Source organism: uncultured Alistipes sp. (genome assembly GCF_949296715.1).
In the GTDB taxonomy this organism is placed as follows: domain Bacteria; phylum Bacteroidota; class Bacteroidia; order Bacteroidales; family Rikenellaceae; genus Alistipes.
In genome coordinates this window covers 1-26,950 of the sequence record NZ_CASFQD010000024.1, presented here as the reverse complement: position 1 = coordinate 26,950, position 26,950 = coordinate 1, and the positions used below count along the sequence as shown (strand labels likewise).

The 26,950-nt window shown below is 63.3% G+C and carries 29 protein-coding genes and 1 tRNA gene; 19 read left to right on the top strand and 11 right to left on the bottom strand.

All coding sequences use genetic code 11. The features are described 5' to 3' along the window. Window positions 1-394: 394 nt before the first annotated feature. Both Q1Y33_RS03555 and Q1Y33_RS03550 read left to right on the top strand, forming a co-directional pair. The gene (locus Q1Y33_RS03555) at window positions 395-1,633 is read left to right on the top strand and encodes a pitrilysin family protein (protein WP_300798359.1); all 1,239 of its coding nucleotides are present in this window, start codon (window positions 395-397) and stop codon (window positions 1,631-1,633) included. Further along, the gene (locus tag Q1Y33_RS03550) at window positions 1,630-2,889 is read left to right on the top strand and encodes a pitrilysin family protein (RefSeq protein WP_300798335.1); all 1,260 of its coding nucleotides are present in this window, start codon (window positions 1,630-1,632) and stop codon (window positions 2,887-2,889) included. The genes Q1Y33_RS03555 and Q1Y33_RS03550 overlap by 4 nt, the downstream gene beginning before the upstream one ends. Window positions 2,890-3,125: 236 nt before the next feature. Here the strand turns inward: Q1Y33_RS03550 and rsmA are convergent, their stop codons facing one another. From rsmA to recQ, 6 genes are all read right to left on the bottom strand, one after another. Then, window positions 3,126-3,941, bottom strand: a complete 816-nt coding sequence (gene rsmA, locus Q1Y33_RS03545) for a 16S rRNA (adenine(1518)-N(6)/adenine(1519)-N(6))-dimethyltransferase RsmA (RefSeq protein ID WP_300798333.1) — start codon at window positions 3,939-3,941, stop codon at window positions 3,126-3,128. A gap of 237 nt (window positions 3,942-4,178) precedes the next feature. After that, complete coding sequence (locus Q1Y33_RS03540; RefSeq protein ID WP_300798331.1) at window positions 4,179-5,246, bottom strand: hypothetical protein; 1,068 nt, start codon at window positions 5,244-5,246, stop codon at window positions 4,179-4,181. Between the two features lie 10 nt (window positions 5,247-5,256). Next, a complete protein-coding gene (locus Q1Y33_RS03535) occupies window positions 5,257-5,541 on the bottom strand; it encodes a hypothetical protein (protein ID WP_300798329.1) in 285 nt (94 codons plus the stop codon). A gap of 887 nt (window positions 5,542-6,428) precedes the next feature. Then, complete coding sequence (locus Q1Y33_RS03530) at window positions 6,429-6,668, bottom strand: hypothetical protein (RefSeq protein WP_300798327.1); 240 nt, start codon at window positions 6,666-6,668, stop codon at window positions 6,429-6,431. A 64-nt stretch (window positions 6,669-6,732) separates the two neighbouring features. Further along, the gene (locus Q1Y33_RS03525) at window positions 6,733-6,957 is read right to left on the bottom strand and encodes a hypothetical protein (protein WP_300798324.1); all 225 of its coding nucleotides are present in this window, start codon (window positions 6,955-6,957) and stop codon (window positions 6,733-6,735) included. Between the two features lie 180 nt (window positions 6,958-7,137). Then, complete coding sequence (gene recQ, locus Q1Y33_RS03520) at window positions 7,138-9,330, bottom strand: DNA helicase RecQ (RefSeq protein WP_300798322.1); 2,193 nt, start codon at window positions 9,328-9,330, stop codon at window positions 7,138-7,140. A 98-nt stretch (window positions 9,331-9,428) separates the two neighbouring features. On the opposite strand from recQ, the gene lptB reads away from it, so the two are divergent. From lptB to Q1Y33_RS03485, 7 genes are read left to right on the top strand one after another with little or no spacing between them, the layout of a single operon-like run. Next, window positions 9,429-10,220: an LPS export ABC transporter ATP-binding protein gene (lptB, locus tag Q1Y33_RS03515; protein WP_300798320.1), complete on the top strand. Its 792-nt coding sequence runs from the start codon at window positions 9,429-9,431 to the stop codon at window positions 10,218-10,220. Next, on the top strand, window positions 10,213-11,457 hold the full coding sequence (aroA, locus tag Q1Y33_RS03510; RefSeq protein ID WP_300798318.1) for a 3-phosphoshikimate 1-carboxyvinyltransferase: 1,245 nt from the start codon (window positions 10,213-10,215) through the stop codon (window positions 11,455-11,457). Before lptB ends, aroA begins: the two co-directional genes overlap by 8 nt. A gap of 4 nt (window positions 11,458-11,461) precedes the next feature. Continuing rightward, complete coding sequence (locus tag Q1Y33_RS03505; protein ID WP_300798316.1) at window positions 11,462-12,457, top strand: chorismate synthase; 996 nt, start codon at window positions 11,462-11,464, stop codon at window positions 12,455-12,457. Window positions 12,458-12,463: 6 nt separating this feature from the next. After that, the gene (prmC, locus tag Q1Y33_RS03500; RefSeq protein ID WP_300798314.1) at window positions 12,464-13,318 is read left to right on the top strand and encodes a peptide chain release factor N(5)-glutamine methyltransferase; all 855 of its coding nucleotides are present in this window, start codon (window positions 12,464-12,466) and stop codon (window positions 13,316-13,318) included. After that, window positions 13,300-13,818, top strand: coding sequence for a regulatory protein RecX (locus tag Q1Y33_RS03495; protein WP_300798312.1), 519 nt, complete (start codon window positions 13,300-13,302; stop codon window positions 13,816-13,818). The genes prmC and Q1Y33_RS03495 overlap by 19 nt, the downstream gene beginning before the upstream one ends. Next, window positions 13,800-15,542 carry a M23 family metallopeptidase gene (locus Q1Y33_RS03490; protein ID WP_300798310.1) on the top strand — a complete coding sequence of 581 codons (1,743 nt, stop codon included), beginning with the start codon at window positions 13,800-13,802 and terminating at the stop codon, window positions 15,540-15,542. Before Q1Y33_RS03495 ends, Q1Y33_RS03490 begins: the two co-directional genes overlap by 19 nt. A gap of 38 nt (window positions 15,543-15,580) precedes the next feature. Then, window positions 15,581-16,000, top strand: coding sequence for a response regulator (locus tag Q1Y33_RS03485; protein ID WP_300798308.1), 420 nt, complete (start codon window positions 15,581-15,583; stop codon window positions 15,998-16,000). Window positions 16,001-16,085: 85 nt separating this feature from the next. Here the strand turns inward: Q1Y33_RS03485 and Q1Y33_RS03480 are convergent. Beyond that, window positions 16,086-16,159: transfer RNA gene (locus Q1Y33_RS03480), tRNA-Arg, on the bottom strand. A gap of 209 nt (window positions 16,160-16,368) precedes the next feature. Between Q1Y33_RS03480 and Q1Y33_RS03475 the strand changes: the two genes are divergently transcribed. After that, the gene (locus Q1Y33_RS03475; protein ID WP_300798306.1) at window positions 16,369-16,917 is read left to right on the top strand and encodes a 30S ribosomal protein S16; all 549 of its coding nucleotides are present in this window, start codon (window positions 16,369-16,371) and stop codon (window positions 16,915-16,917) included. Between the two features lie 100 nt (window positions 16,918-17,017). On the opposite strand, the gene Q1Y33_RS03470 is transcribed toward Q1Y33_RS03475, so the two are convergent. Then, window positions 17,018-17,983 (bottom strand): DUF4595 domain-containing protein, encoded by a 966-nt coding sequence (locus Q1Y33_RS03470; protein ID WP_300798304.1) that lies wholly within the window; start codon window positions 17,981-17,983, stop codon window positions 17,018-17,020. 450 nt (window positions 17,984-18,433) lie between these two features. Between Q1Y33_RS03470 and rimM the strand changes: the two genes are divergently transcribed. Continuing rightward, window positions 18,434-18,955, top strand: coding sequence for a ribosome maturation factor RimM (rimM, locus tag Q1Y33_RS03465; RefSeq protein ID WP_300798302.1), 522 nt, complete (start codon window positions 18,434-18,436; stop codon window positions 18,953-18,955). Between the two features lie 34 nt (window positions 18,956-18,989). Then, window positions 18,990-20,195: a tRNA 2-thiouridine(34) synthase MnmA gene (gene mnmA / locus Q1Y33_RS03460; protein WP_300798300.1), complete on the top strand. Its 1,206-nt coding sequence runs from the start codon at window positions 18,990-18,992 to the stop codon at window positions 20,193-20,195. A gap of 752 nt (window positions 20,196-20,947) precedes the next feature. Here mnmA and Q1Y33_RS03455 read toward each other — a convergent pair. Beyond that, window positions 20,948-21,679 (bottom strand): hypothetical protein, encoded by a 732-nt coding sequence (locus tag Q1Y33_RS03455; RefSeq protein ID WP_300798298.1) that lies wholly within the window; start codon window positions 21,677-21,679, stop codon window positions 20,948-20,950. 181 nt (window positions 21,680-21,860) lie between these two features. Between Q1Y33_RS03455 and Q1Y33_RS03450 the strand changes: the two genes are divergently transcribed. Genes Q1Y33_RS03450 through Q1Y33_RS03420 form a run of 7 tightly spaced genes read left to right on the top strand, consistent with a single transcriptional unit; the run spans window position 21,861 to window position 25,607 of the window. Further along, on the top strand, window positions 21,861-22,085 hold the full coding sequence (locus Q1Y33_RS03450; protein WP_300798296.1) for a hypothetical protein: 225 nt from the start codon (window positions 21,861-21,863) through the stop codon (window positions 22,083-22,085). Window positions 22,086-22,089: 4 nt separating this feature from the next. Continuing rightward, a complete protein-coding gene (locus Q1Y33_RS03445) occupies window positions 22,090-23,634 on the top strand; it encodes a glycine--tRNA ligase (RefSeq protein ID WP_300798294.1) in 1,545 nt (514 codons plus the stop codon). A 6-nt stretch (window positions 23,635-23,640) separates the two neighbouring features. Further along, window positions 23,641-23,763 (top strand): hypothetical protein, encoded by a 123-nt coding sequence (locus tag Q1Y33_RS03440; protein ID WP_300798292.1) that lies wholly within the window; start codon window positions 23,641-23,643, stop codon window positions 23,761-23,763. Window positions 23,764-23,776: 13 nt separating this feature from the next. After that, entirely contained in the window at window positions 23,777-24,193 is a 417-nt protein-coding gene (ruvX, locus tag Q1Y33_RS03435; RefSeq protein ID WP_300798290.1) for a Holliday junction resolvase RuvX, read from the top strand. Between the two features lie 35 nt (window positions 24,194-24,228). Beyond that, a complete protein-coding gene (gene def, locus Q1Y33_RS03430) occupies window positions 24,229-24,774 on the top strand; it encodes a peptide deformylase (RefSeq protein WP_300798288.1) in 546 nt (181 codons plus the stop codon). Between the two features lie 13 nt (window positions 24,775-24,787). Next, window positions 24,788-25,090, top strand: coding sequence for a TRL-like family protein (locus Q1Y33_RS03425; RefSeq protein ID WP_300798286.1), 303 nt, complete (start codon window positions 24,788-24,790; stop codon window positions 25,088-25,090). Continuing rightward, a complete protein-coding gene (locus Q1Y33_RS03420; RefSeq protein WP_300798284.1) occupies window positions 25,083-25,607 on the top strand; it encodes a hypothetical protein in 525 nt (174 codons plus the stop codon). The genes Q1Y33_RS03425 and Q1Y33_RS03420 overlap by 8 nt, the downstream gene beginning before the upstream one ends. 228 nt (window positions 25,608-25,835) lie before the next feature. Here Q1Y33_RS03420 and Q1Y33_RS03415 read toward each other — a convergent pair whose 3' ends face one another. Both Q1Y33_RS03415 and Q1Y33_RS03410 read right to left on the bottom strand, forming a co-directional pair. Then, entirely contained in the window at window positions 25,836-26,300 is a 465-nt protein-coding gene (locus tag Q1Y33_RS03415; protein ID WP_300798282.1) for an outer membrane beta-barrel protein, read from the bottom strand. Window positions 26,301-26,473: 173 nt separating this feature from the next. Then, window positions 26,474-26,950 (bottom strand): putative PEP-binding protein (locus Q1Y33_RS03410; RefSeq protein WP_363322790.1); only part of this gene is annotated, 477 nt, incomplete at its 5' end.

Genomic DNA, 26,950 nt, shown 5'->3' with positions numbered 1-26,950 from the left:
TAGGGATATTTGTGTGTATTTCAGTTTCCGTCATCGTGCCGATCCGTGCCGATCGGAGCATGTGCGATGCAAAGATAGGAAATTCGGCGCAAAAAACACCCCTATTTTTGTTCAAATAACTGTAATTTTTTGACATTTCGGGTGGGAAAGGGAGATCAGCGGCAGTGTTAGCCGGATAACAGCAAACAAACGCAGAATCACCGAGTTGCAAAGTGGTTAACCAATAGCGTGTTACCGCGCGGCACACGGACCGCACCGAAAAAGGGGCGCGTCGGACCGCACTGCGCCGGTGCACTGCACCGAACGGCGGCCGGCGGGAAAACACCCCGCCGCGAAGAGAAAAAACGGCGCGCGCATGCAGGTTCTGCCCGTGCTTTGCATTATCTTTGCGAGCATGATTCCCTACAGACGAAAAACGCTCGACAACGGACTGACCGTCGTCGTCAACCGCGACCGGGCCTCGAAACTCGCCGCGGTGAACCTGCTCTACCGGGTCGGGGCACGCAACGAGAACCCCGCCCGCACGGGTTTCGCCCACCTGTTCGAACACCTCATGTTCCGCGGCACGCGCGAGGTGCCGTCGTTCGACCTGCCCGTGCAGATGGCCTCGGGCGACAACAACGCCTTCACGAACAACGACTACACGGACTTCTACATCACGCTGCCCAAGGACAACATCGAGACGGCGCTGTGGCTCGAGAGCGACCGCATGCAGGGGCTGGAGCTCACGCCCGAGAAGCTCGCAACGGAGAAGCGCGTGGTGATCGAGGAGTACCGCCAGCGCTACCTCAACCAGCCCTACGGCGACCAGATGATGCTGCTCCGGGCCCTCAGCTACCGCGTGCACCCCTACCGCTGGGCGACGATCGGGCTCTCGCCCGACCACATCGCCGACGCGACGATGGAGGAGGTGCAGGCCTTCTACCGCGCCCACTACCACCCCTCGAACGCCATCCTCTCGATCTCGGCCGATCTGGACGAGGAGCGCATGCTCGACCTTGCCGAGCGGTGGTTCGCACCTCTTGCCGACCGGCCGCACGCCGCCGCACCGATTCCGCAGGAGCCGCCGCAGGAGACCCCGCGCCGCGAGGAGGTCGAACGCGATGTCCCGGCCACGACAGTCTCGGTCGCCTACCACATGGGCGGGCGCACCTCGGAGGAGTTCTTCGTCGGCGACCTCGTTTCGGACCTGCTCTCGGGCGGCGACTCGGCGCGCCTCTACCAGCGGCTCGTCAAGGGGCGGCGCCTGCTCTCGTCGGTGAACGCCTACGTCACGGGCGACGTCGACCCGGGGCTCTTCGTCTTCACCGGGCAGCTGCTGTCCGACACGACGCCCGAACAGGTCGAGGAGGCCTTCCGCGAGGAGATCGGGGCGCTCGCACGCGACGCCGCGACGGAGTACGAACTCGAGAAGGTGCGCAACAAGTTCGAGGCCAACACGCTCTTCGGCGAGCTGAACGTCATGAACAAGGCGATGAACCTCGGCTTCTACGAGATGCTCGGCGACCTGCCGCTCATCAACGGCGAGGTGGCCCGCTACCGCGCCGTGACGAACGACGCGATCCGCAGCTTCTGCCGCACGGTGCTCCGCCCCGAAAACAGCAATACATTGATTTACAAGGCAACGAAATGATACATCCGCAACCCGTGACCCCGGCGTCGGTCGATGTCGCCCGCGCCGAACGCCACCAGCTGCCGAACGGCGTGGCGCTCTACCTGCTCCCCGCCGACGAGTTCGAGGTGCTGCGCGTCTCGTTCGTCTTCCGTGCCGGCTCGGCCGTGCAGCAGGCGCCCTTCTCCGCCTCGACCGCGGCAAACCTCCTCTCGGAGGGGACCCGCTCGATGACGGCACGCGAAATCGCCGAACAGCTCGACTTCTACGGCTCGTGGTACGACGTCAACCTCGACCGCGACTACGCCTACATCAACTTCGCCATGCTCTCGAAGTTCGCGGCCGAGACGCTCCGCATCGCCGCGGAGATTCTGCTGCACCCGACCTTCCCCGAGGAGGAGCTGCGCACCTACTGCGCCAAGCGGCGGCAGCGGCTTGAGATCGACCGCACGAAGGTCGACGTCGAGGCCCGCGAAGCCTTCGCCGCGGCGCTGTTCGGCGCCCGCCACCCCTACGGCACCTCCTCGCCGACCGAGGCCTACGACCGCCTCACGCGCAGCGAGGTCGAGGATTTCTACCGCCGCTTCTACACGGCCGAACGCTGCTTCGTCGTATGCAGCGGCCGCATCGGTGCGGCGGAGCGGGCTGCCGTCGAAGCCCTTGCCGGAGACCTGCCCCACGGCACGGAGAGTGCCCCCGCAGCCTTTCCGCCGGTCGCAACCACGCACGACATGCGGGTCCCCCACCCCGGGGCCGTGCAGTCGTCGCTGCGCATCGGCCGCCTGCTCTTCCCGCGCCAGCACCCCGACTTCGTGGGCATGCAGGTCGTGGCAACGGCGCTGGGCGGCTACTTCGGTTCTCGCCTGATGCAGAACCTGCGCGAGGAGCACGGCTACACCTACGGCGTCGTCGCGGCGATGGTCAACCTCGAGCGCGAGGGTTACTTCGCCCTTGCCACGCAGGTCGGCACCGACGTCACGCAACCGGCGCTCGAGGCCTGCTACGCCGAGATCGAGCGGCTGCGCACGGAGCCCATGCCCGACGAGGAGCTGGCACTGGTCAAGAACATGATGGTCGGCGAGATGATGCGCATCCTCGACGGGCCGTTCGGCATCGCCGACGTGACGATTGAGAACATCCTCTGCGGCACCGACAACGGCATCATCGACGAAAACCTGCGCCGCATCCGCGCGATGACGCCCGCCGACGTGCAGCGTCTCGCTCACAAATACCTCGCACGCGAGGAGCTCGTCACGGTCGTGGCGGGCGACCTCTGATCCGCGCGGCCCGAGCGGATCGTCGGAAGCGGGGTTTCGTCCGCAGCATCCGCGCCGGAGCCGGAAAGGTAATTCCCGTCCGCACCGCCGCTCCGTTTGGACGCCGTCCCGGGCGCGCCGCCACAAAACGCGACGGACGCGCATCGCCCCGGCTGCACCGCCGCAATACGCCCCGAAAACAAAACCGCCCCGGATACGAACGATCCGGGGCGGTCTCCATTTCGACCGACGGGCGGTCAGAGGGCGGTATGTTCATCGACCCAGCGGGTCAGCTCGACGAAGTCGGCGACCGAAAGCTGCTCGGCACGCCGCGTGAAGAAGGGGTGCTCGGCCCCGCCGAAATCACCGAACGCCGCGCGCAGCGAGTTGCGGATCATCTTGCGGCGCTGCCCGAACGACGCCTTGACGACGCGGACGAAGAGCCGCTCGTCGCAGTCGAGCCGCGCGGTGGCGTTGCGCCGCAGCCGCACGACGGCGCTCTTGACCTTGGGCGGCGGGTTGAAGACCATCTCGTTGACCGTGAAGAGGTATTCGATGTCGTACCACGCCTGCAGCAGCACCGAGAGGATGCCGTACTCCTTCGATCCGGGGCCTTCGGCCAGCCGCACGGCCACCTCCTTTTGGATCATGCCCACACACTCGGGCACGAGGTCGCGGTGTTCGAGCACCTTGAAGAAGATCTGCGACGAGATGTTGTAGGGGAAGTTGCCGATGATCTTCAGTCCCTGCGGGAAGAGTGCCCGCAGGTCGAGCTTCAGGAAGTCCCCCTCGATGAGCCGGGGCGTGAACTCCGGGTAGTGCGCATGGAGGTAGGCGACGCTCTCCGAGTCGATCTCGGCACCCCACGTCACGATGTCGCTGCGCCGCAGCAGGAACTGCGTCAGCACCCCCATGCCGCACCCCACCTCCAGCACGGGGGCGGGATCGGGCAGTACGGCCGCCGCGGCCGACGGTTCGGCACCGCCGCCGAGGGCGTCGCATATCTTGCGCGCGATGTTCAGGTCGACCAGGAAATGCTGACCCAGCGCCTTTTTTGCTCTGACTTCACTCATAGATGCCGCAAAGATAGTGCAAAGCGGCCGTCGCGGCAAATTTATCCCGCGACAAATTCACCGCCGACGGCCCGGCAAAAGGGCCTGCCCCCGGAACGACGGGCCGGAACGGCCGTACCGCATCCGGACCCGGTAGCGCGGCCTCCGCAACCGGTTCCGACCGCAACCGGTCCGCCCGACGACAAAAAAGGTGCGGAGCCGAAGCCCCGCACCGTGCACCGATGACCGGACGCCACATCACATCGGCATGTTCGGTACCTTGTAGTATTTGCCGTTGATCTTCTCGACATGGTCGCCCATCGCCCAGGCGATAAAGAGCACGACCGCACCGACCGAGAGGATGACGCCCAGCACGTAGAAGCCCAGCATGATGGTAACCGGGACGAGCACGATCGTACTGATAAGCAGGGCAACGTAGAGCAGCAGGAAGGCCAGGCCCCACTTCGGCCCCATGACGCGGAAGAAGCGGATCAGGTTGAAGACGATGAAGGCGATGCCGACACCGAGGGCGGCAATCGTGGCGATGACGTCCGTCGCGACGAGCGAGAGGACGATCAGCACGACCAGCATCAGCGGAATGGGCAGCAGCACGGCCCAGCGCAGGCGGATGCGGTCCTCGTCGACCCCGGCCTGCGTGCAGATGAAGCGGCGGGCCTGACTGACGAGCACCACCTGCCAGGCGACAATCACGAAATAGCCCAGCACCTGAAGGAACGTGCGCAGCCAGCCCATCGAATCGTGGTCGCTCAACCAGTCCACATTGCCCTTGAGCACCACGCCCCAGAAGGTCTCGATAAGCGCCACGGCGATCAGTCCGCCGACCAGCAGGAAAGCACGCAGCGACGCGGGGAACGACGAACTCCACGCCATGGCCGTGACGACGAGCAGAATGACGATAATCATCCATGCCGGCTGGTAACTGTGCGCCCAGCGGCTCACACCCGAATGGAGAGCGAAGTGTCCCAGGCCATCGAGACGGGTCTCCTCCGTGATGTAGTCCGGCGTACCCTCCTCGTTGAGCTCATCGTCCCATGCGAGGTCCGAGGGATACATCATGATCTTGCGGTCCTCGTAGCTGACCAGCACCCCGCTGTATCCGCTGCCGAGCGTGTCGAGAAGACGGACCTCGGCGTCGATGGGGACCGTAACCCGTTTGCCGTAATCGGCATTGCCGGCCTGCTCGTTCCACTCGTAGGCGCGGACCTCCGAAAACGACGGAACCGGCTCCACGCGGTAAATCTGAGCGTCGAGCGTCAGTGGCTGCAGGGCGCAAAGCCCGGCAAGCAGCAAAAACAACCGTTTCATGATCGACACGTTATTCGGGTTTCGCGCTGGCGGCGTCCGCAGCCGGAGTCGTTGTCTGTTCGGATGCCGCAGCGGCTTCGGGAGCCGCCTCTATCCGCTCCTGTGCGGCCGTCGCTTCGGCAGCACGCTCGGCCGCCTTGCGGGCCTTGTACTCCTTGTACTTCTTGTAACCGATAAAGAGGAATCCGATGACCTTGAACATCGCCTTGATGCACCACCAGATAAACAGCACGGAATATTTAAAGGCTTTCCATGCACCGTCATTCGAGAAAGTAGTCGTAGAATTGTTACTCATAAATCCGAATTTTTAGGTTAACATTGAGATTTGCGGTATTCAAAGTTAACCGCTATGACAATTCCGGCCCTTGCAAAACGTACATTCCGACTTGCAAATCGTACTTTCCGACATAAAAAAGAGACCCTGAAGGTCTCATAGCTGCCATTTCGGGGGTTCGCCCCCGGCACAGAAGCAACGTCCGGCATCCGGAACCGCCGGACGCCGGACGCAGCCAGACAAAATCAACAGACGCCACGGCGACACCTGTCCTCCGCGCCCTCCTGCCCGCGACACCCCCGCCGGCGCCGCAACCGCGTCAGGCGGGACGAACCGGACAGGCCCGCGAGGAGCACGGCCGACGACATCGCCAGCCACACGGCACGCCGCGCCCGAGGGACTCCGGCGCACGAATCATATCATACCGGCAAAGGTCCAAACCATCATCACCGGCCGGACAATCTGCCGCATAGCGAATTTATAACTTACCGCATGCTTCGCACGGGCCGCGACCGCCGCATCACCTCCTCCTGCCGGAGAGGGGTCGCCTTCCGCAACATCGTCACCTCTGTCGGAGAGACCGACTTCCGCAACATTGCCGCCCCTGTCAGAGAGGTCGCAACCGCCGCGTCGCCCTCCTGCCGGAGAAACCACGACCGCAACGTCGCCACCCCTGTCGGAGAGACCGCGACCGCCGCATCACCTCCCCGTCAGAGAGGCCGCAACCGCCGCATCGCCCTCCTGCCGGAGAGGGGTCGCCGCCGCATCGCTCTCCTGCGGGAGAAACCACGACCGCCACATCGCCTCATGGCGACAACCGGCGCCCCGACATTCCGCACCCCGGCGCCCGGCATTCCACTCCGGTCTCGCCGACAATCCGGCACCCGCTCCGGGGCAACCGGCCGCAATCAGCGGCGCGTCCGGCGCGAACGCTTCTTCGCGGCGAGTTCCTGCGCCCGGCTCTCCTGTCGGAGACGGCGCTGCGTCAGACGGAACGAATAGAGCAGGCCTATGAACCCCACCCCCAACAACGTCACCCAGAACCATACGGCAATGCCGTGCTCGAGGTACTCCAGCGCGTAAATGATACCGGCAATGGCCAAAATCATCATCACCAGCCGGACGAGTTGCATCAGATTGAATTTCATAACAGTCGCTTCATTTGCTCCGCCACCGCGCCCCGATCCGTCATCCGGACCGGGAGCCCGCACGCTACGGAATCTTATGTTTGTTCACATCGTCGAGATGCCGACGCTTCTTTTTCTTGAATTCGTTGTAGACCATTCCGGCGCCGGCCAGGACAAACAGCACGGCGACAAACAGGTCGAACTTCGACACGCAATAACCTCCGGCTATGAGCCAATAGACATTCAGCCCGAACCACAACAACGTCAAACACAGAAAAACAAGAGCAAGAGTAAAGGTCTTTTTGTTCATAGGCACACAGTTTTACGGTTGATAACTAATTCCGCTTCTCTTCCATTCGTCACTTCGCATTGCGGCGGTCCGCCCCTTACGTTCTTCGGGTCGGCGGCGGGGACACACCCCGGATATTCACATCCCGATACCGCACAGGGAAAGGCGCCGGTCCCGGTATCCCGCCCCGCCTCCGGGAAATCAGTTGCCCTGCTCGCAGATGAACTTGATCCGCACCAGCCGGATCTCCTCCTCGGTATAGTCCGCACCTAGCTCCTCGATGGCCGCATCGAGCGAGTCACTCTCGGCATCCTCCTTGAAATAGAGGTAGATGTCCTCGATCTTCTCCTCGTCCATGAAGGTCTTGAGGTAATAGGAGATGTCGAGTTTCGTGCCCGCGTTGACGATGCCTTCGATTTCGGTGAGTAGTTCGTCGAAATCGAGGTCCCGCGCCCGGGCGATATCCTCGAAGTCCATCTTGCGGTCGATCGACTGGATGATGAATATCTTGTTGCCCGACTTGCTGGCCACACCCTTGACGATCATGTCCTGCGGACGGATGATCTCCTTCTCCTCGACATAGGCCTTGATGAGCTTGACGAACTCCTCGCCGAACTTCCGGGCCTTGCCCACACCCACACCCGTGATGTTCTGCAGCTCCTCGATCGTAACCGGATACTGCACGGACATGTCCTCGAGCGACGGGTCCTGGAAGATGACGAACGGCGGCAGCGCATGCTGCTTGGCAACCTTCTTGCGCAGGTCCTTGAGCATGGCGAAGAGCTCCTCGTCGGCCGCCCCGCCCTTGCCCATCGGCGCCACGGCTTCGGCCTCCTTCTCCTCGGCGTCGTAGTCGTGGTCGAGCGTCACCGTCACGGGGAACGGCATGGCGATGTAGTTCTCGCCCTTGCAGTTGATCGAGATCAGGCCGTAGTTCTCAATGTTCTTGTCCACGAGCCCGAGAATCAGGGCCTGCCGCATCACGGCGCCCCAGAAGCGCTCGTCGCGGTCGGCGCCCGCCCCGAACCACTTGGACTTGTTGTGCCCGTAGCTCTTGATGAGCGCCGTGTTCTTGCCCATGAGCACGTTGATCAGGTAGTCGACCTTGAACTTGTCGCCGATGTCGCGCAGGGCCTCGAGCGCCATCTTGAGCGCCGCTTTCGCATCGACCTTCGGTTTCGGGTTGCGGCAGTTGTCGCAGTTGCCGCAGTTGTCCTCGGTGTACTCCTCGCCGAAGTAGTGCAGCAGCGTCTTGCGGCGGCACATCGAACTCTCGGCATACGAAACCGTCTCGAGCAGCAGCAGTTTGCCGATCTCCTGTTCGGCGATGGGCTTGCCCTGCATGAACTTCTCGAGTTTCTGGATATCCTTGTAGCTGTAGAAGGTCAGGCAGTAACCCTCGCCGCCGTCGCGGCCGGCACGGCCCGTCTCCTGGTAGTATCCCTCCAGCGATTTGGGAATGTCGTAATGGATGACGTAGCGCACGTCGGGCTTGTCGATGCCCATGCCGAAGGCGATCGTCGCGACGATCACCTCCACGCGCTCCATGAGGAAGTCGTCCTGATTGGCCGCGCGCGTCGCGGCGTCCATGCCGGCGTGGTAGGCCCGCGCCCGGATGCCGTTGGCCACGAGCAGCTCGGTGAGCTCCTCGACCTTCTTGCGGCTCAGGCAGTAGACGATGCCGCTCTTGCCCTCGTTCTGCTTGATGAAGCGGATGATGTCGCGGTCGACATTGTGCTTGGGCCGGATTTCGTAGTAGAGGTTCGGGCGGTTGAACGACGACTTGAAGACCGCAGCGTCGGACATGCCCAGGTTCTTCTGGATGTCGAGCTGCACCTTGGGCGTGGCCGTGGCCGTGAGGGCGATCAGCGGCGCCGGGCCGATCTCGTTGATGATCGGGCGGATGCGCCGGTACTCGGGACGGAAGTCATGGCCCCACTCCGAGATGCAGTGCGCCTCGTCGATGGCGTAGAACGAAATCTTGATCTTGCGCAGGAACGACACGTTGTCCTCCTTGGTCAGCGACTCGGGCGCGAAGTAGAGCAGTTTGGTCTTGCCGTCGAGCACATCCTGACGGACCTGCGCCACGGCGGTCTTGTTGAGCGACGAATTGAGAAAGTGCGCGATGCCCGACTCGGCCGAGAAGGTGCGCATCGAGTCCACCTGATTCTTCATCAGGGCGATCAGCGGCGAAATGACGATGGCGACACCCTCCATCAACAGGGCGGGCAGCTGGTAGCAGAGCGACTTGCCACCGCCGGTCGGCATCAGCACGAACGTATCCTTCCCCTCCAACACGTTGCGGATCACCGCCTCCTGATTCCCTTTGAACGAGGAAAAGCCGAAATACTCCTTCAGCTTCTCGTGCAACAGGGATGAATCACATTGTCTCATTTCGCCGTTTCTGATCTAAAAATCGAAAATTCAACGTAAAGATAAAAATTTTTTCGGAAAAAAGCATAACTTTGTGAAAAATTTTATCGGAAAACGCAATGCGTCTCTACACCAGCGAACTCGTCAAAAAATACAAGTCCCGGACGGTAGTCAACCACGTATCCATAGATGTCAACCAAGGCGAAATCGTCGGTCTGCTCGGCCCCAACGGAGCCGGCAAGACGACGACCTTCTACATGATCGTGGGGCTCATCAAGCCCAACGAGGGGCGCATCTTCCTCGAGAACGACCGGCAGGAGGTCTCCGAACTCACGAACCTGCCCGTCTACCGGCGTGCGCAGCTGGGCGTGGGCTACCTGGCGCAGGAGGCTTCGGTCTTCCGGCGCCTCTCGGTCGAGGAGAACATCCGCGCCGTGCTGGAGATGACCTCCTACTCGAAGGAGTACCAGGCCGAGCGTGTCGAATCGCTCATCGAGGAGTTCCGCCTGCAGAAGGTCCGCAAGAGCCTCGGCATCCAGCTCTCGGGCGGCGAGCGCCGCCGCACGGAGATTGCGCGCGCCGTGGCCATCAACCCGGCCTTCATCCTGCTCGACGAGCCCTTCGCCGGCGTGGACCCCATCGCCGTGGAGGATATCCAGTCGATTGTCGCGACGCTCAAGCACAAGAACATCGGCGTAATCATCACCGACCACAACGTCGACGAGACGCTGGCCATCACCGACCGCACCTACCTGCTCTACGAGGGCAAGATTCTCAAGACGGGATCGGCCGAGGAGCTGGCCGCCGACCCGATGGTGCGCAAGGTCTACCTCGGACAGCACTTCGAGCTCAAGAAGAGCCACCAGATCACGCAGGAGATGATAAACGGCAAAAAGGTCGGGAATGAATAGGTCCATCCCCGCAGGAAGCGTCAAAGGTACGCTGACCCCGCCCTGCTCGAAGAGCTACGCACAGCGTGCGCTGGCCGCCTCGCTGCTCTGCGACGGCACCTCCGTCCTGCACAACATCGAATTCTGCGACGACACGCGCTCGGCCCTGCGGTGCATCCGCACGCTCGGGGCAAAGGTCACGCAGACGGGCGATGCGCTCTCGATCGCGGGCGGGCTGCATCCCGTCGAACGGCGCCTGCTTGTCGGTGAGTCGGGGCTGGCGACGCGCCTGTTCACCCCCATCGCATCGCTCTGCACCTCCCCCATACGCATCGAGGGCGAGGGGACGCTGCTGCGCCGCCCGATGGGGATGATGGTCTCCCCGCTGCGGCAGCTGGGCGTACAGGTGAAGGAGCGCGGCGGACGGCTTCCCTTCGAGGTGTGCGGTCCGCTGCACGGCGGCGAAGCGGAGGTCGACGGTTCGGTCTCGTCGCAGTTCATCACGGGACTGCTGCTGGCCCTGCCCCGCGCCGCGGGCGACACGACTCTGCATGTGCGCGACGCCGTCTCGACACCTTATTTAGATATGACGCTCGACACCGCCTCGCGCTTCGGCGTCGAGATTTTCCAGCGCGACTACGAGGAGTTCTACATCCCGGGAGCGCAGCGCTACTGCGCCACGGAGCTGCACATCGAGGGCGACTGGAGCGCCGCGGCGATGCTGCTCGTCGCGGGGGCCACGGCCGGCGAGGTGACCGTGCGCAACGTCCCGATGCTCTCGAAACAGGCCGACACGGCCATCTGCACGGCTCTTGTGCGGGCCGGCGCGGCGGTCATCAACGACGTACATTCGGTCACGGCGGCACACCGCCCGCTGCGGGCCTTCGAGTTCGACGCCACGCACTGTCCCGACCTCTTCCCGGCGCTGGCCGCCCTGGCCGCCGCGGCCGAAGGGGTGAGCGTGCTGCACGGCACCTCGCGCCTGCGGCACAAGGAGAGCGACCGCGCCGAGGCGATCCGCGAGGAGTACGGACGGCTGGGCATCGAGGTCGATCTGCCCGACGGGGACGTCATGACGATCCGCGGCGGCGTGATCCGCGGCGGGCGCGTCGACAGCCACGAAGACCACCGCATGGCCATGTCGCTGGCCGTGGCGGCGCTGCGCGCCGAGGGCGACGTAACGATCGAAGGCACGGAGTGCGTGGCCAAGAGCTACCCGGACTTCTTCGAGGATTTGGAATCCATACGCATCAGATAGGACCATGAACCAGTACGGGCACAACTTCCGGATCGCCCTCTGGGGCGAGTCGCACGGACCGCAGGTCGGCGTCACGATGGACGGCGTACCGGCGGGTCTGCCGCTGGCGGAGGAGGACTTCGCCGCCGACCTCGCACGCCGCCGCAGCGGCGGCAGAGGTACCACGCCGCGCCGCGAGGAGGACCGCCCGCAGATCGTTGCGGGGCTCTACGAGGGGCACACGACCGGCGCACCGCTGACCGTGCTCTTCACCAACGGGGAGACCCGCTCGCAGGACTACGCCGTGCTGCGCGACCACTTCCGCCCGTCGCATGCCGACCGCGTCGCCGGCCTCAAGTCGGGGGGCTGGAACGACCCGCGCGGCGGCGGCCACTTCTCGGGACGCCTCACCGTGGCGCTCGTCGCCGCAGGCGTCGTGGCCAAGAAGATGCTTCCGGCCGAGGTGCGCTTCCAAACCCGCCTGACCGAAATCGGCGGTTGCACGGACCCGGAGCGCTTCGACGAGGTGATAACAGCCGCAGCCGCGGCGCGCGACTCGGTCGGCGGCATCGTCGAGTGCTGCGCCGAGGGGGTGCCGGCCGGTCTGGGCGAACCCTTCTTCGACTCGGCCGAGAGCCTCATCGCCCACCTGCTCTTCGCCATCCCGGCGGTCAAGGGGGTGGAGTTCGGCAGCGGATTCGCCGCGGCCCGGCTCCGGGGCTCGGAGAACAACGACCCGATCCTCGACGCCGCGGGGCACACGGCCACGAACCACGACGGCGGCATCAACGGCGGCATCACCAACGGCAACCCGCTCGTCGTGCGCGCCGCACTGAAACCCACACCAAGCATCGGCCTGCGGCAGATGACCTTCAACCGGGCCGCGGGGCGCATCGAGCCGCTCGAAATCCCGGGCCGCCACGACGTCTGCGTCGCCCTGCGCGGCGCGGTGGTCGTCGAGGCCGCCGTCGCCATCGCCCTGGCCGACCTGCTCGGCGGAGCGCCCTGCCAAAACCGATAACTCCCGATGAAAGAGCCGACCACCACACGCCGCGAGCTTCTCCGACGGATCGAGACCCGGATTACCGGACTTTACGACGCCCGCGAAGCCCGCAGCATCGCCCTTGTGCTGCTCGCCGACCGCACGGGACTCACGCCGTCGGCCCTGCTCACGGACCCCGATGCGCCGCTGGCGGCCGAAGGGCTCGACAACGATATCGAACAACTGGCCGCGGGACGGCCCGTACAGTACGTCACGGGCCGTGCGGAGTTTCTCGGCCGTCCGTTCGCCGTGCGCGAAGGGGTGCTTATTCCGCGTCCCGAGACCGAGGAGCTCGCCCACTGGATCATCCGCCGCGAGGGCGCCGCACGCCGCCTGCTCGATGTGGGGACCGGCAGCGGCTGCATCGCCGCGACGCTGGCCCTCGGCCTGCCCGCCGCGGAGCTCTTCGCCGCCGACATTTCGGAAGAGGCGCTGGCCGTCGCCGCGGAGAACTGCCGCACGCTGGGCGCGCGGGTCACGCTGCGGCAGGCCGATGCGCTGCACAACCTCGAGGAGCACTTCCCCGGGCCGTTCGACGTCATCGTCTCGAACCCGCCCTACGTTCCGCAGCGGGACCGCGCGGTGATGCATGCCAACGTCCGCGACCACGAGCCCGCCGAGGCGCTGTTCGTCCCGGACGACGATCCGCTCTGCTTCTACCGCGCCATCGCCCGCGCCGGGCGGCGGATGCTGACCGCGGGCGGGCGGCTCTATTTCGAAATCTACCACCTCGCGGCCGACGCCATGCGGCGCCTGCTCGACGAGGAGGGATACACCGACACCGAGGTTCGCGAGGACCTCTACGGAAAACCCCGCATGACATGCAGCCGGAGAAAGTGAGCAAACCCAGGCGGGAGAAGACGCCCGAGGAGGCGCTCTCGGCGCTCATGCGGCTCTGCGCCCGGGCCGAACGGTCGCAGGGCGACGCACGGCGCCTGCTGCGCGGCTGGGGCATCGGAGAGGCGGAGGCGGAGCGTATCGTCGGACGGCTCGTGCGCGAGCGCTTCATCGACGACACGCGCTACGCCGAGGCCTTCGTGCGCGAGAAGCTGCGGTTGAGCGGCTGGGGTGCGTACAAGATCCGCACGGCGCTGCGCCGCAAGGAGATCGCCCCGGAGACGATCGACGCGGCCCTGGCACAGGGCGACCCCGCCGAGATGGCCGAACGGCTGCTCACGCAGCTCCGGCGCAAGGCCCGCACGGTGCGGTACGCCACGCCCTACGAACTGAAAACCAAACTGATCCGATACGGACTTTCGCTCGGATACGAATTCGAAGCCGTGGCCGAGGCCGCCGCTTCACTGGTAACGAATTGCGACACATGCGACGAATTATTCTGACATTCACACTCATAGCCGCCCTCGGCTGCACGGCCTCCCTGCGGGGGCAGCAGCTCGATCCGGCCGAATACGTCTATCCCGTGCGGGGCGTTTCGGGCACCTGCTCCGCCAACTTCGGCGAGATGCGCCCGGGACATTTCCATGCCGGCGTCGACATCAAGACCGAAGGGGTCGAGGGCAAGGAGCTCGTGGCCGTGGCCGACGGCTGCATCTCGCGCGCGGTGATCACCGCGGGCGGCTACGGCCGGGCCCTCTACCTCACGCTGCCCAACGGCAAGACGGCCGTCTACGGACATCTGCAGCGCTTCCGCGACGACATCGAGGAGTACGTGCAGCAGGCACGCCGCGAGCGCCGCACGAACGGCGTGGACCTCACGTTCGACGCCGCACAGTGGCCCGTGCGTCAGGGCGAGCTGATCGGCTACTCGGGCAACAGCGGCTCGTCGATGGGCCCCCATCTCCACTTCGAACTGCGCGACAACCGCACGCAGCGGCGCTACAACCTCGTCCACGAGGGGATCATCCGCCCGACGGACCACACCGCGCCGCGCATCCTGCGCCTGCACTACATCGAGGTCGACACCGTGCGGGGCGTCCCCGTGCGCAGCCCCGGCGAGAGCTACGCCGTGGTCCGCACGACCGCGGGCGACTACCGTCTGACCCGCGCGGAGGCGCTGCCCGTCGGCCGCAACGGCTACTTCGTCGTCGAGGCGTCGGACCGTCGCGACGGCGTCCACAACATCTTCGGCATCTGGCGCGCCGCGCTCTCGGTCGACGGCCAGCCCCGCTTCGAATACCGCATGGACGGCTTCACCTACGAGCAGGCGCGCTGCTGCGACGCCGTGAGCTGCTACCCGCTGCAGCTCTTCTCACGCAACGAGTGCATCCGCCTGGCCCGCCTGCAGGGGGCGCCCGGGGAGTTCTACCCCACGCTGGTCGACCGGGGCGTGCTCCGCATCGACGAGGGGGCGCAGCACACCGTCCGCATCGAAGTCGAGGACGACAGCGGCAACCGCTCGCACCTCGAATTTACGGTCCGGGGCCGTGCGGAGAGTTTCCGCGCCGCGGCCGACACGGCATCCGTCGTTGCGCGGCACGACCGCACCACGACGCTCTCGATCCCGGGCGAGGTAACGGCCCGCATCCCGGCCGGCGCGCTCTACGAACCGCTCTTCTGCCGCCCCGAACGGCTCGACGCAGCCGACATCCCCCACCCCGCCGGCGTGGCGCTGCTCTCGCCCGTCTACCGGATTCTCGACAGCAAAACCCCGCTCTACCGCGCGATGACGGTCTCGATTCCCGTACCGCTCCCGCCGGCCCTGCAGCTGCGCGCCGTCATGGCCGTGCGCACGGCCAAGGGGTCGCTCGTCTGCGCCGGAGGCAGCTACACCGAGGGCGGCGTCACCTGCTCGACCCGCACGGCGGGCGACCTGCTGGTCGTGGCCGACACGCTGCCGCCCACCGTGCGTCCGTTCTTCGACAACGGCGCCGACCTCTCGCGCTCGGCCTCGTTGCGCTTCGCCGTGCGCGACAACTTCGCGGGCATCTCCTCGTGGCGGCTGCGCATCGACGGCGAATGGGTCCCCTGCGACCGGTTTCCGATGCGCGGGACGCTGGTCCACACGTTCGACACGCCGCCCGCCCGCAAGCGCCACGACGCGGAGTTGAGCGTCACGGACGCCTGCGGCAACACGACCCGCTGGAAAGGCTCCTTTTACAGATAATCCCGATCACGGAAAAGCACAAACCGGCACCGCAGACAATGAAAACCCGCTCCGACAAACTCCGCCTTCCGCACGCCGCGGACAACAGCACGACCGCACGGCTGAAACCGCGGGTACTGGTGGCGGAGGGGATCGAAAGCGACTATCGGCTGCTGGAGATCGCCTTCGGACACGAATACGACCTGCTGCGGGCCCGGGACGGACACGAAGCCGTGGAGATCGCCCTGCACCGCCGGCCCGACGCCGTACTCCTGGACATCAACCTGCCGGGCATGAACGGCATCGAGGCGCTGCGCGAAATCCGCCGCCACACGGCCGACCTGCCCGTCATCATCCAGTCGGCCTACGCCTTCGATACGGATCGCCGCAGGGCCGAGGAGGCGGGCTGCAACGGATTCGTCACCAAGCCCCTGACCCCGCGCGACCTGGCAAAACGGCTGAAAGGACGCAAGCGCTGATGCAGCACCGGGCACCGGGCGCAGGAGCGGGCTGGAGACAAAAAAAGCAGAAGAGACCCTGCGATCTCTTCTGCCGGCTGATCCGTGATTCCGGAGCGGTTCGAACGCTCGACCCGCAGCTTAGAAGGCTGCTGCTCTATCCAACTGAGCTACGGAACCATCGGCGCACGGGCACGGAAGCCCGTTTGCGGATGCAAAGATAGCAAAAGTTTTTCATTTCCGCGCCTTTTCCGCGGCTTCGGGGTGCAAAACATGCCGTTTTTCACCGAATTATTTTGCCGCGCGGATTTTTTTGTCTACATTTGCAGGCTTGAAAGCCCGAAGAGGGTGAGCGTTTTATTAACCTTTTTTACAAAATTTTATAGCAAATGGCTGTTAAAATTCGTCTGGCACGCCACGGCAAGAAGGGTTTTGCCTTCTACCACATCGTTGCCGCAGATAGCAGAGCGCCGCGTGACGGTAAATTCATCGAGAAGTTGGGCACCTACAACCCCAACACGAATCCTGCTACGATCGACCTGAACTTCGAGAAAGCTCTGGGTTGGTTACAGAAAGGCGCACAACCCACGGATACCTGTCGGGCTATCCTCTCGTACAAGGGTGTCATGTACAAGAAGCACCTGCTGGGCGGTGTCGCCAAGGGTGCCTTCACGGAGGCCGAGGCCGAGGCCCGCTTCAACAAGTGGCTGGAGGCCAAGAACGGCAAGATCGAGGCCAAGACCAACAAGCTGGCCAGCGACGCCAAGTCGGCCGCCAAGGCCCGTCTGGCTGCCGAGACCAAGGTGAACGAGGAGCGCGCAAAGGCCATCGCCGAGAAGAAGGCCGAGGCCGAAGCTGCCGCCAAGGCCGCCGAGGAGGCTGCTGCCGCAGAAGCTGCCGAGGCTCCTGCCGAGGGCGAGGCTCCCGCTGCCGAATAGGTTTGCCGTGGAGGCTCCTGCTGCATCAGTCAGCCGGGAGATACGAAAAAAGGTCGTTGCACAGTGCAACGACCTTTTTTTTATGCCATACAGCCGGAGACTACTCCTCGTAGGTGATGTTGTAGACAACAAAGAGATGAAGCGACAGATCGGCCATCTTTTCGTTGCTCCGGCCGATGATCTTCGTCGGATACCCCTCCTTGTCGACCTCGTACTCGAAGGTGCAGACGCTGTCGGGCACTCCGTCTTCCTCCACCCGCTCGGGCAGATACTCCGAACGGGCACCGTGGTAGCCCAGCAGCGTGAACAATCCCGGCGAGCAGTAATACAGCGGCGTATCGATAAAAGTCCATCCTGCCGAGAGCAGCGTCAGCCAGCTCAGATCGAAATTGGCCTTGTTGCGCACCTTGCCGTAGCTGGCACGCCCAACCCAGCTGGACGAACTGTCATCCCCGACCGAGCGGGAAATCACCTTCGTCGAGTTCCCGTTTTCCCAGACGAACTCGTGAATATCCGCATAGCTGAACGTGTACGTCTGATCCGTGCCCGATTCGTAATAATAGTTCGTCGCGTCGGTCCGCACTTCGATCATGCGGCCCGCATCGTCGTAGGCGACCGTGTATTCCATCACCTCGCGATCGGTGGTCTTAACATAACTGTCGGCAAGGCCCGAGACGATACGGCCCTTTTCGTCGAGCTCGGCCGACGACTTGAATGTGTCGGGAGCCACCTGCCCGACGCTTTCATAGGCGATGTGCGTCCCGTCGTAGGTGAAGCGGACCGTGAAATCGTCGTGCATGTCCCAGGAATCGGGCCCGCTGAAATCCGTCAGCAGCATCTGCGAGACGCGGCCCTGGTCGTCGTAGACGAACCTGCGGGTAAAGCGGTCGTCCTCGACCAGCTGCTCCCCGTAGCTGTCGTACCAATACGACACCGTCTCGATCGACGCAACGCGGCGTCCGTCGCCGTCGCCTCCGCCCGGTGTTTTTCCGCCGCCGTCATCCTCCGGCGAAGAGCAGCCGCACAGCAACGCAGCCGCCCACAACAAGGTAAACAGATGTTTCATAATAGATAAATTGAATTTGCCTGCTCCCCAACTCCCCGGGAGCGTACTACAAAAAAGAAAGCGTGGAATTGAAATCCTGTTTCAGTAGTACGGGCTCTGGTAAACCTTCGATCCAAACAGGCACAATCCCACGCCACGAACCGTGACGCAGAAATAACCATGCCTGCCCCCGATCTTTCTTGAAATTTACCAGATTTCGTACTACTGGGAACAGCATTTACGCTTTCGCGTAAAAATTACAGTATGTCGCAGCCCCAGCGGAACTGCAAGACAAAGATAGAAATTTTTTTCATAAAAACCGCATCCCCGGCCGCCGGGTCGGAATATCTCCGAAAAACAGGGGGCACTCCCCACAGCCGACACGGACCCGCCTCGGCGCGGCCACCGCACGAAAAATTTGACATTCCGGCAGGAGTTCGCTATCTTTGGGCAATCAAAACAGGACAGAACATGGCAACCGTTCCCGCAGGCAGGATCAACAAACTATTCGGTACGGAGGGCAGCGTGATGCTCTCGCTCTACGACGCCTTTCCCGAGGATTTCGACCCGGAGCAGACACCGCTGTTAGTCACGATCGACGCACTGGAGGTGCCGCTCTGGTGCGAGCGCTTCGAGCGGCGCGGCGTGACGGGGGCCGTCGCCTCGTTCGCCGACCTCGACACCGACCGCCGGGCCGAGGAGCTGCTGGGGCTCGAGTTCCGCATCGCCGAGCCCGAGGTGCGCGGCGACGACGAGTTCTACCTCGAGGACCTCATCGGCTTTGCCGTGGAGGCCGAGGAGGCCGGAACGGACATGCGCGTCCGCGGCACCCTCTCGGACTACTACGACAGCGATGCCAATCCGCTCTTCGAGATCGAAATCGACGGCCGCCGGGTGCTGGTTCCCGCCGTCGAGGAGTTCATCGCCCGCATCGACTTCGACAACAGGACGATGCACCTTGTCCTGCCCGAGGGGCTGCTCGGACTGGAGTAACACATACCAAACGACACGTAACGACAACGAACAGATGGCACGGGTGGTAATCGGACTTTCGGGCGGCGTCGACTCGTCGGTGGCCGCCTGGCTGCTCAAGGAGCAGGGATACGACGTGGTGGGGCTCTTCATGATCAACTGGCACGACACCACGGGGACACTCGAGGGCGACTGCCCGTGGCACGACGACCGCGTCTTCGCCGAGCTCGTTGCACGCAAGCTGGACATTCCGCTGCACGTCGTCGACCTCTCGGCCGACTACCGCACGCGCGTCGTGGAGTACATGTTCGCCGAGTACGAACGGGGCCGCACGCCCAATCCCGACGTGCTGTGCAACCGCGAGATCAAGTTCGACGTCTTCCTGCGCGAAGCCTTCAAGCTGGGCGCCGACTACGTCGCCACGGGCCACTACTGCCGCAAGGAGGTCGAGACGCTCGCCGACGGCCGCGTCATCTACCGGCTGCTCGCGGGCACCGACCCCAACAAGGACCAGAGCTACTTCCTCTGCCAGCTCTCGCAGGAGCAGCTGCGCTACGCCCTCTTTCCCGTGGGCGGGCTGCTGAAGCCCGAGGTGCGGCGCATCGCCGCCGAGCAGGGGCTCGCCACGGCCCGCCGCAAGGATTCGCAGGGCATCTGCTTCGTCGGCAAGGTCGACCTGCCGACCTTCCTCCAGCAGAAACTCGCCGCAAAACGCGGCAATGTCCACGAGATACTCCCCTCATGGCCGAAGTTCCGGCGCGACGTAACGCTTCCGGCCCCCGACGTCGTGCCGACTGACGAGGAACTTGCAGCCCTCACGGCGCCGTGGCGCTACACCGTGCGCGACGGCAAGAAGATCGGCGAGCACAACGGTGCCCACTTCTACACCATCGGCCAGCGCAAGGGACTCGGCATAGGCGGCCGCAAGGAGTCGCTCTTCATCCTGGCGACCGACACCGCACAGAACGTCATCTACGTCGGCGAGGGAGATGCCCATCCGGGGTTGTGGCGCCCGGCACTGCACATCGCACCCGGGGAGATTCACTGGGTCAACCCCGCCCGGGCGCTCGGCGTGGGCGGCGACGCCCGCTTCCGGGTCCGCATCCGCTATCGCCAGCCGCTGCAAGGGGCGCGGCTGCTGATCCGCCCGGCCGGGGCCTACCTGCTCTTCGACGAACCCCAGCGGGGCATCACCCCGGGGCAATTCGCCGCCTGGTACGACGGCGACGAGCTCGTCGGTTCGGGCGTGATTTCCGAATAGGCATCATAGGAAAGACCGTACCGTCCGCGGGTTTGCAGGCAAACCGTCCCCGCCGCTGGCGCTTTCAGCTGCCCGGCCGCTTTCCCGCCATCGGAACCAAGTCGGAGTTCAATTACACGAAAAATACCTTTTAAGCTCCCTTATAAAAAATGCCGCCAGCGGCGGCACCACCAATCCGCACTCTCGTTTGACGCGGAAAAAGAGGGTGCGACCTGCGGCGCGACAGTCACGGGGTGGCGCATAGGCCCCGATCTTGCGCGCCCCGGGCAGCGCCGCGGGGCGTATCCTCCCGCGGAGAACGACGTGCGGAGGATTTTGGTACTTTTGGCCCCAAAAATACAAGAAAAATCTTTTCTCTTTTTCTCTGTTTTTCGATTGCAAAAGCAGCTAACGGTTTTTGCGGCTTTCGAAAAAACGCCTAAAAAACTTTTTTCTTTTTACCTGCTTTTCGATGGCGAAAAGCAGCAAAGGCCACCCGACCGATTCCGATGTCGGCGTCCGGACGCCTGAAAGCGGCGTCGGGCGACTGTTCGCGGGGTTGCAAGCAAACTGTCCCCGCCGCTCACGCTTTCAGCCGCCCCTCCGCTTTTTCGCCATCGGGACCAGGTCGGGACCCGCCATGCGGGGAAAAGGGAATATATTGTCGGGTGCATTGTTATACTCTTTGCCGCCCATGGCAGTATGAAAGTACATGAAAAAGAGATGGGAATTTCCGTGCGGAAATTCCCATCTTCGATTGTTTCTACAAAATCCTACCAGCGGAACTGGAGGAAAGCACGGAAGCCCGAGGTCTTGATCTTGCTTGCCGAGAAGTCGAGATCGCCCGAGAAGGTCTTGTAGGTGCAGTTGCCCAGACGGGCCTCGATGCCGACACCCATCTTGCCGTAGGCAACCGATGCGCCCGTTACGAACATCGTGGCGTAGTTACCGGCAAAAGTCTCGTCCACGTAGAGGCCCGAGAAGGTCGGGGCGTAACGAAAATAGGCGGCTACAGTGAGCTTCTGGCCCGGGGTGATCGTGATCGAAGGACCTACCTGGAAGCTGTACTCTATCTTGTGGAAGTCCATCTTTTTGGCGAGGTCGTAGTCCTCAAGTTCCTCGAGACCCATGTCCGAAGCACCCAGGTCGTTGAACGACGCCGTGTAGTTCGAGTAGCTGACATCGAAGAAGCTGGCGTCGATGCCGATGCTGATCAGGCGGGCGATGGGCTTCTTGTGGAGCATGTAGCTGCGGCCGCGCGTCAGCGAGATACCCCAGTTGTTCTTGATGCCGATGTTCTTGTCATTGGCAATGCCCTCGACCTCGTCGAGTGCGTTGTTCAGGCCGATGTTACCGTCCGAGAACTTGATCTTGTCGGAGAGGTAGCTGATGTTGAAGAACTTTTTACGGACGTTCTTCACGTTTTCGGCTTCGGCGGTTTCGGTCTGCGCTGCGGCAGTGAGCGCGAAGCACGACATCAGGAGAAGGATGGCAAATTTTTTCATGCTTTTTGGGTTTTGGTGAATTAATGGTGTTCTTTTTTCGTTCGTGGTGTCTTTGGCAGGGCGCCTGCGGCACATGATGTTGCGACACAAGGGAGCCGGCAGCACTGCCGACCCGTCCGACCCCGTTTCTTTACACAAGTTTGTCTCTCTTTGTGCTGTAAAAGTAGTAAAAATTTTACGTATGTTCCAAATAAATACCTTTTTTTTTGAGCCGTTGCGTCCCGATCCCCGTGCGGAGGCTCTGCAGCGCTACGTGCATGAAGGGACATGGCGGTGTTTTTCGGGTTTTCGGGCCGGCGGACAACCTGTTTTTCGGGCGGCAGGGAAATTATCTGCCCGCGAAACGGCCCATTTCCCATTTATTTTGTACATTTGTGGTTCGGAAAACAACAAAACAACAAGATAATACGATGACGCAGGAAGAACTTTTCAAAAAGCTCGTCGCTCACTGCAAGGAGTACGGTTTCGTATTCCCCTCGAGCGAGATTTACGACGGCCTGGCCGCCGTCTACGACTACGGTCAGAACGGCGTGGAGCTGAAGAACAACATCAAGCGCTACTGGTGGGATTCGATGGTCAAGCTGCACGAGAACATCGTGGGCCTCGACGCCGCAATCTTCATGCACCCCAAGACGTGGGAGGCTTCGGGCCACGTGAGCGCCTTCAACGATCCGCTGATCGACAACCGGGATTCGAAGAAGCGCTACCGCGCCGACGTGCTGATCGAGGAGTGGATCGCCAAGCAGGACGAGAAGGTCGAGAAGGAGGTCGAGAAGGCCCGCAAGCGCTTCGGCGAAGCCTTCGACGAGGCCAAGTACCGCGAGACGTCGCCCCGTGTGGCGGAGACGCTCGCCCGCCGCAACGAGGTGCACGAGCGCTTTACGGAGGCGATGAACGCCAACGACCTGGCGGCGCTGCGGCAGATCATCCTCGACTGCGAGATCGCCTGCCCGATTTCGGGTACGCGCAACTGGACCGAGGTGCGGCAGTTCAACCTGATGTTCTCCACGCAGATGGGCTCGACGGCCGAGGGGGCCAGCACGATCTACCTGCGGCCCGAGACGGCGCAGGGCATCTTCGTCAACTTCCTCAACGTGCAGAAGACCGGCCGCATGAAGCTGCCGTTCGGTATCGCACAGATCGGCAAGGCCTTCCGCAACGAGATCGTCGCCCGGCAGTTCATCTTCCGCATGCGCGAGTTCGAGCAGATGGAGATGCAGTTCTTCGTGCGCCCCGGCACCGAGATGAAGTGGTGGAACGAGTGGAAGGAGACCCGCATGGCCTGGCACCGCGCCCTGGGCTTCGGCGACGACAACTACCGCTTCCACGACCATGAGAAGCTGGCCCACTACGCCAACGCCGCCACCGACATCGAGTACAACTTCCCGTTCGGCTTCAAGGAGGTCGAGGGCATCCACTCGCGCACGGACTTCGACCTGGGCAACCACCAGAAGTTCTCGGGCAAGAAGATCACCTACTTCGATCCCGAGACGGGCGAGAGCTACGTGCCCTACGTCGTCGAGACCTCGATCGGCGTCGACCGCATGTTCCTGCAGGTGATGTCGGCCGCCTACACCGAGGAGCAGCTCGAGGGCGGCGACCAGCGCGTCGTGCTGAAGTTCCCCGCGGCGCTGGCCCCCGTGAAGGTGGCGGTGCTGCCGCTGGTCAAGAAGGACGGCATGCCCGAGGTGGCGCAGAAGATCGTCGACCTGCTCAAGTACGACTACAACGTCGTCTACGACGAGAAGGACTCGGTGGGCAAGCGCTACCGCCGCCAGGACGCCATCGGCACGCCCTTCTGCGTGACGGTCGACGGCCAGACGCTCGAGGACGGCACCGTGACGGTGCGCCACTGCGACACGATGGCGCAGGAGCGCGTGAAGATCGAGGCCCTTCCGGCGCTCGTCGACGAGGAGTGCTCCTACCGCAAGCTGTTCCGCAAACTGAATCTGTAACGGCCGATGGAGCGCAAGCCCGAAAACCCGCGCCGCGTGCGCTGCACCGTTGTGGCCGTGTGCCTTGCACTGGGGGCCGTGGCGGGATGGCTTGCCGCACGCTGGGTCCTGGCCCGCATCGCCGGATAATACCGCCGGAGCCGTGGGACGCATCCTTGCCATAGACTACGGAACGCGGCGCACGGGCATCGCCGTGAGCGACCCGCTGCGGATCATCGCCGGAGGGCTCGAGACCGTCGACACGAAGCAGCTGGAGCGCTGGCTCGCCGGCTACTTCGCCCGCGAGGAGGTCTCGACCATTGTGCTGGGCAAACCCATGCGCATGGACGGCTCCCCGTCGGAGACGTGGCGCTACGTCGAGCCGCTGGCCGCACGCCTGCGCCGCGCCTACCCCGACAAGGAGGTGCTCTTCTGGGACGAACGCTTCACCTCGGTGCTGGCCCACCGCACGATGCTCGAAAGCGGCATCGGACGCATGGCGCGCCGCGACCGGGCGCTCGTCGACAAGATTTCGGCGACGATCATCCTGCAGAGCTACATGGAGTCGCTCGCCCGCTGAAACGGTTGAATTTTTGCTGTAAAAGTTTTTAGATTATGATATACCCGATTGTGATATACGGCGACGAGGTGCTGCGCAAACACTGCGAGCCCGTCACGCCCGATTTTCCCGATCTGAAGCGCCTCATCGAGGACATGTTCCTGACCCTCGAGGAGGCCGAAGGGGTGGGCCTCGCGGCTCCGCAGATCGGCAAGAACATCCGCCTGTTCATCGTCGACTGCACGCCGTGGGCCGAGGAGGACCCCTCGTGCGCCGACTACAAGCGCGCCTTCATCAACGCCGAGATCTACGCCATGTCCGAGGAGAAGAAGAGCTACAACGAGGGCTGCCTCTCGTTCCCGGGCATCCGTGCCGACGTGCAGCGCTCGCTGGGCATCCGCATGCGCTACCTCGACGAGAACCTCCAGCCCCACGACGAGGAGTTCACCGGGCTGAAGGCGTGGGTCATCCAGCACGAGTACGACCACATCGAGGGGACGGTCTTCACGGACCGTATCTCGCCGCTGCGCCGCAACCTGCTCAAGGGCAAGCTGCTCAACCTCGCCAAGGGGAAATACCGCTGTGCATACAAAACCAAATAAGCATACCACCGACATGAAAAAGATTCTTACGGCGGCCTTTGCCGCACTGCTCCTCGCCGGGTGCGTCAAGTCGCCCCTCGTGGGAGGTCTCTATACCGATGTCAAGGACGGACTGGCCGTCACGGGCAATGCCGGATCGAGCAAGGTCGGCACGGCCGAGGCCAAGGGTTATGTGGGCATCATCGCCGTGGGCGACGCCAGCATTCAGACGGCCGCCCGCGAGGCGGGGATCACGCGCATCCACCACGTCGACTACCAGGCCAAGTCCTATGCGGGCTTCTATACGACCTATACGGTCATCGTCTACGGTGATTAGGCGGACGCTGCTTGCCGCGCTCCTCGCCGCGGGACTCGTGACGGGTGCCGCAGCGCAGGATATCCGCGGTCACTACGTCTCGAAGGCCGAGGAGGACGGCACGATCTACCACACCTTCCCCTGCACGCTCTTCGAAAACAGCGAGGCCGGCGACCTGACCTTCGACATCACCTACAAGGAGCACCGCGACGGGCAGGCGACGATCAACTTCACCTACGTCATGGAGCATGCGACACCGGCCGACTCGGTGCGTTTCGAGGTGGGCCGCGTCGTGATGGCGGCACCCGTCGAACGCATCTACCTCGAACCGGACCGCAAGCGGTGGAAACACCGGTATACCTTCCGTGCGCCGATGGCCTCCGTCGGTGCCTTCTTCGACGAGACGGCCGAACCGCGGATAACGCTCTATGCCGGTGGCCGGACCTGGACCTATCGCGTCAAGCGGGCCGCGTGGCGCTCCTACGCGCCTGTGGGGTACCGCATCTTCGAAATGATCCGCATCAACGAGGGGCTTTGACGCTTCGACGTCGGGCGGCTCCGGCGGGCGGTTTCGGCCGGTGGCTCCGTCAGGCGGTTGGGCGGCTCCGGCGGGCGGTTTCGGCCGGTGGCTCCGTCAGGCGGTTGGACGGCTCCGGCGGACGGTTTCGACGGGCGGTTCCGGCGGGAAGCGGCACGACGGCTGTACAAGAAAAGTCCGGGAATCCATCGGGATTCCCGGACTTTTTCGTTGCGTACACCTTGCGCGTCAGAACTTGTAGGTCGCTCCGACGTTGATCAGGATGGGGTTCTTGTGGTGCTGCGCCGTCTGGATGATCCACTTCAGTCCGGCCGTGATGTCCCAGTTCCGGGCCACCGAGAAGTCGGCGCCGCCGCCGAGGTGGATGCCGCACGACCATCCGCCGATGTCATTGGCGCTCAAGCCGGCCTGCGGATATACTTTCCAGTCGGGAGCCACATCGAAGAGATACTGTACGTCGGCGCTGAGGTCGATCGAGCAGCCTGCCTTGCAGATACCCGTCAGCGACGGCTGGATGCGCCAGTTGTCGGTGAAGCTGTAACGGCCGACGGCACCGATTCCAAGCACGGCACCCTGTGCTCCCGTGTTGGCATAGACGCCGATTTGAGGACCCACGGCCCAGTTTCCGGGGGCCTGGGCCCACGCCGAAGCCGCAAAGAGAGCGGCTACCGCTGCGAAAATGATCTTTTTCATACGATGATATTTTGGTTGCTAAAAGGTTTGTCGGCTTTGCGATATCAAATATAGTGAAAAATGTCTTTCGATTCAATCTTTTTCAATGAATCCTTCCTTTTTCCCGGTAAAAATGAAAAGAGGTCCGCAACACTCGTGCCGCGGACCTCTTTTCGTTTCCGGAACGGGCCGGATTACTTCTCCTTGAGCGCTGCGTGTGCGGCGGCCAGGCGTGCGATGGGCACGCGGAAAGGCGAGCAGCTCACATAGTTGAGACCTGCATAGTGGCAGAACTCTACCGACGAGGGCTCACCGCCGTGCTCGCCGCAGATGCCGCACTTGAGGTTCTCACGCGTACCGCGGCCCTTGAAGACGGCTTCGCGGATGAGCTGGCCCACACCGTTGCGGTCGAGGATCTGGAACGGGTCGTTCTTCAGGATGCCCTTGTCGAGGTAGATGGGCAGGAACTTGCCGATGTCGTCGCGCGAGAAGCCGAGCGTCATCTGCGTCAGGTCGTTCGTACCGAACGAGAAGAACTGTGCCACCTCGGCGATCTGGTTGGCCGTCACGGCGGCGCGCGGCACCTCGATCATCGTGCCGACCATGTAGTCGATGCGGTCGTTGCGCTCCGAGAAGACCTGCTCGGCCGTCTTGTCGATGATGTTCTTCTG